This is a genomic window from Salinicola sp. (assembly GCF_982684285.1).
Genome location: NZ_CEXLVS010000315.1, coordinates 1 through 3,957, shown reverse-complemented (window position 1 = coordinate 3,957; position 3,957 = coordinate 1). Strand labels below are relative to the sequence as shown.

General features: G+C 65.0%; 5 protein-coding genes and 1 pseudogene. 1 reads left to right on the top strand and 5 read right to left on the bottom strand.

Features of this window, described 5'->3' with window-relative positions:
- Positions 1 to 115 precede the first annotated feature (115 nt).
- A complete protein-coding gene (locus AC3AYF_RS18945; protein WP_295039543.1) occupies positions 116 to 343 on the bottom strand; it encodes a SlyX family protein in 228 nt (75 codons plus the stop codon).
- 151 nt (positions 344 to 494) lie between these two features.
- Here AC3AYF_RS18945 and AC3AYF_RS18940 point away from each other — a divergent pair, with 151 nt between their 5' ends.
- The gene (locus tag AC3AYF_RS18940; RefSeq protein WP_295039540.1) at positions 495 to 977 is read left to right on the top strand and encodes a cold-shock protein; all 483 of its coding nucleotides are present in this window, start codon (positions 495 to 497) and stop codon (positions 975 to 977) included.
- Positions 978 to 1,037: 60 nt separating this feature from the next.
- Here AC3AYF_RS18940 and AC3AYF_RS18935 read toward each other — a convergent pair whose 3' ends face one another.
- The 4 genes and pseudogenes from AC3AYF_RS18935 to AC3AYF_RS18920 form a co-directional block, all read right to left on the bottom strand.
- Positions 1,038 to 1,973: a cation diffusion facilitator family transporter gene (locus AC3AYF_RS18935; protein WP_295039536.1), complete on the bottom strand. Its 936-nt coding sequence runs from the start codon at positions 1,971 to 1,973 to the stop codon at positions 1,038 to 1,040.
- A gap of 49 nt (positions 1,974 to 2,022) precedes the next feature.
- A complete protein-coding gene (locus AC3AYF_RS18930; protein WP_295039533.1) occupies positions 2,023 to 2,415 on the bottom strand; it encodes a hypothetical protein in 393 nt (130 codons plus the stop codon).
- Positions 2,399 to 3,565: pseudogene (gene dapE / locus AC3AYF_RS18925) on the bottom strand (succinyl-diaminopimelate desuccinylase). The gene AC3AYF_RS18930 and the pseudogene dapE overlap by 17 nt, the downstream one beginning before the upstream one ends.
- 46 nt (positions 3,566 to 3,611) lie before the next feature.
- Positions 3,612 to 3,957, bottom strand: a 346-nt coding sequence (locus tag AC3AYF_RS18920; protein ID WP_295039527.1) for a DapH/DapD/GlmU-related protein, incomplete at its 5' end; no start/stop codon positions are given.

Genomic DNA, 3,957 nt, shown 5'->3' with positions numbered 1-3,957 from the left:
GCGGCTCGCGGCTCGCGGCTCGCGGCTCGCGGCTCGCGGCTCGCGGCTCGCGGCTTAGCTTGGCTCAATAGTGCGGCGGCAGTTCATCCTCGGGGCGCGGCATCTCGCCGCCCAGTTAGTCGATGGCCTGACGCTGCGCGCTGAGCCGTTCGCGCATCAGCGCATTGACGCGGCCGAGTCGTTCGAGCTCGGTCGCCTGCTGTCTCACCAGGCGGTCGAGCGTTTCCAGCCAGTCTTCCTGGAATGTCAGGCGGCTCTCGAGCGCGTCGAGGCGAGCTTCCGAGGTCGTACGCGAGGGCGTCTCGACCGTGCTAGACTGCCGACGCTGTGTGTCATCTTTCATTCACGGCACCTTTAGTAATGAGTGAAACGGTAGCTGGTGGAATCGTAGTTAGTGAAAGTCGATTAACGATATTGGGTATGAAAACCGTCTCCGCTGGCCGAGAAGGCGCGGTGGGTTTTCCTTGTTCCGACGTCCAGAGATATGAGAATCCATGAATAGCAAGATAATTTTGCGTTGTACGCTGATCAGTCTACTCCTCTCGATACCTTCGCCATTGCTGATCGGTCTTTTGATCACGCTGATCAGCAGCATGCTGGCCACCGACCTGACCTGGTTCTTGAACGTGGAAGGTGTCTCGGCGATGTATGGCGCGACGGTGATCGCCGTCTTCATCGTTCTGTGGCTGGGCACGTTGGCCATGGCTCTGCTGGCGCCAGCGACCCCACGCGCGGTCACGGCTGCCATGCTGGCGGACGTGGAGAACGACGATCGCGAGCTGGGTGAAGTCAAATGGTTCAATGTCAATAAAGGCTATGGCTTCATCACGCGCGCCGACGGCGAGGACGTGTTCGTGCACTTTCGGGCGATCCGGGGCAAGGGCCACCGGACTCTCGCCGAAGGACAGAAGGTCCGTTACCACGTGATCGAGAACGACCGCGGCCTGCAGGCGGATGACGTCACCGTCATCACCTGACAGCCTCGGCTGGATTGCCCGATGACCGACCCCCGGAGGCCTGCCTCCGGGGGTTTTTCGTCAAGCGCCGGAGGACGATGGGGTTTCGTCGACTCCCGCGCGCGCTTCGGCCTCGACGAACACCCGCTTGACGCCGTCGTGGGCCTGCTTGATCTCCCGGTCGAGCCTGGCGATGGCACGCTCGATGCGCTCCGCCGTGGCTCCGCGGGCGAAACGAACGCTGAGATTGACCAGGATGAAATTGGGGCCCATGTGCATGGTCAGGACTTCGTTGACGCCCTCCACCCCGTCGGCATCCCCGGCCAGCCGGCGGATGCTCTCGACCACGTGCTGGTTGGCGCTCTCCCCGATCAGCAGGCTCTTGGTCTCCTTGGCCAGCCAGATCGCGGTGCCGCCAAGGATCAAGCCGATGATCACCGAAGCGATACCGTCGAAGAGCAGAATCCCCGTCCACTGGGAGAGGGCGACACCGGCCAGCGCCACCATCAGACCGAGCAGAGCGGCGGAGTCCTCGAAGATCACCACGAACATCGAGGGGTCCTTGCCGCGGTGTACTGCCTCGACGTAGCCCCATTTGCCTTTGGTCTTGCGGAATTCGTTGAGCGCGAAGGCCCAGGATGCGCCCTCGAACAGGATGCCCAGCCCGAGCACGACGTAGTTGACCAGCGGCGACTCGATCGGCTCGGGGTGCAAGATGTGGATCACGCCCTCGTAGAGGGAGACGCCGGAGCCGATCGCGAAGATCAACAGCGCCACCACGAAGCTCCAGAAGTAGACCTCCTTGCCGTGGCCGAAGGGGAACTGGGGGCTCGGAGGCCGCTTGGCCCGCTTCATGCCCAGCAGCAACAGAATCTGATTGCCGGTGTCCACCACCGAGTGAATGCCTTCGGAGAGCATGGCGGAACTGCCGGTGATGGCGGCCGCGACGAACTTGGTGATCGCGATGAGCAGATTGCCGCCCATGGCGGCGTAGATGACTGGCTTGGATTCCGCCATGTGAGTGACTCCCTGTCGGATGGGCCGCGTGATGGCGGCGACGGCGTGATCAGCGGCCCGAGTCGGGCCACTCTATGGTGCTCTCGCGACCGTCCGGCGTTACCTGCCAGAAACGATCGGGGTCGTCGCCGGGCTGCCAGCCACCCAGCGAGCAGCGGGCCTCGCAACCCAGCTCGCGAGCGGCATCACGCGCGCAGTCGGCATCCCTGGGCCAGGGAGTGGCGTCGCAGTCGAACCACAGGCTGGCGTAACCATCGGCGGCCCGTTCGACCAGCATGATGCCGATGCCGCGCTCGGCGCCTGCGGTCCTGCCGCGCCAGATTCCCTTGCCGGCCCGGTTCAGCGTCAGAGCGTCGTCGTCCAGAGCCTGCCGCAGCCATTGCGTGATGGCGTCGACGTCGGCAACGGCCAGGTAGATTTCGATATCAGGAAAACGCTCCATGGGTTCCTCTGGCGAACAGCCGCTCGAGTATCGTCTCGTAGATGCGGCTCAGGGTATCGAGGTCGTCGGCACGGATGCGTTCGTTGACCTGGTGGATGGTGGCGTTGACGGGGCCCAGCTCGATCACCTGGGTGCCCAGTGTAGCAATGAAGCGTCCGTCCGACGTGCCGCCGGAGGTGGAAAGCGCGGGCCGGTGGCCGGTGATCGTCTCGCAGGCGCGCCGTGCCGCCTCGAGAAGCTCCCCCTCCGCGGTCAGGAAGGGTTAGCCATTGAGCGTCCAGTCGAGCTGGTGATCGAGCCCGTGGGCGGCCAGCTTCCGCTCGACCCGCTCGCGCAGCTGCATCTGCGTGACTTCGCTGGAGTAGCGGAAGTTGAACGTCACTTCCAGCTCGCCGGGAACGACATTGGTGGCGCCGGTTCCCGCATGCAGGTTGGAGATCTGGAAGCTGGTCGCCGGAAAGAAGTCGTTGCCGGCGTCCCAGGGCTCGTCGACCAGTTCGGACAGGACGGCGAGCGCCTGATGAATCGGATTGCGGGCCAGATGAGGATAGGCCACGTGGCCCTGGATGCCGCGCACCCGCAGCACGCCGCCCAGCGAACCGCGGCGGCCGTTCTTGATCACGTCGCCCAGGTGGCTGGTGGAGGAGGGCTCGCCGACGATGCAGTAGTCCAGCGGCTCGTTACGCTCGCGCAGTCGCTCCACCACGGCCCGGGTGCCGTGTACCGCAGGGCCTTCCTCGTCGGCGGTGATCAGAAAGGCGATTCTGCCGTGGTGATCCGGATGGGCGGTGACGAAGCGCTCGACCGCCGTCACCATCGACGCCAGGCTGCCTTTCATGTCGGCGGCCCCGCGCCCGCAGAGAAAGCCCGCTTCGTCGATGCGCGGCTCGAACGGCGGATACTGCCACTCGCTCTCCGGTCCGCTGGGCACCACGTCGGTATGGCCGGCAAAGGCGAGCATCGGGCCGTGCTGGCCCCGGGTGGCCCAGAAATTGTCGATGCCGCCGATCGACATCCGCTCGATCCGGAAGCCGATGCGCTCCAGACGTTCGATCATCAGCGCCTGGCAGCCGTGATCGTCCGGCGTCACCGACGGTCGCTTGAGCAACTCGAGAGCCAGTGCCAGCGTGTCGGAAGGCGCGGTCGTCATTGACGCTTGGGGCATGCGGTTCTCCAGGGCAGCCGGTCGGGTCGGATCAATTGTGGGCGTGCAGCGATTCATTGAGGGCGACGGCGCTCTTGTTGGTGCGGCACTCCAGGCGCCCGGTCACCGAGTGACGAATGAACAGCAGGTCGTCCTGGCCGGCGAGTTCGCGTGCGGCCACGGTCTGCACGGCTTCACCCCGATCGTCCAGCACGGTGACCTTGGAGCCCGCGGTGACATAGAGGCCAGCCTCGACGGTGCAGCGGTCGCCAAGTGGGATGCCCAGGCCGGCATTGGCACCGATCAGGCAGTTCTCGCCGATCTTGATCACCACGTTGCCGCCGCCCGAGAGCGTACCCATGGTCGAACAGCCGGCGCCCAGGTCGGAGCCCTTGCCG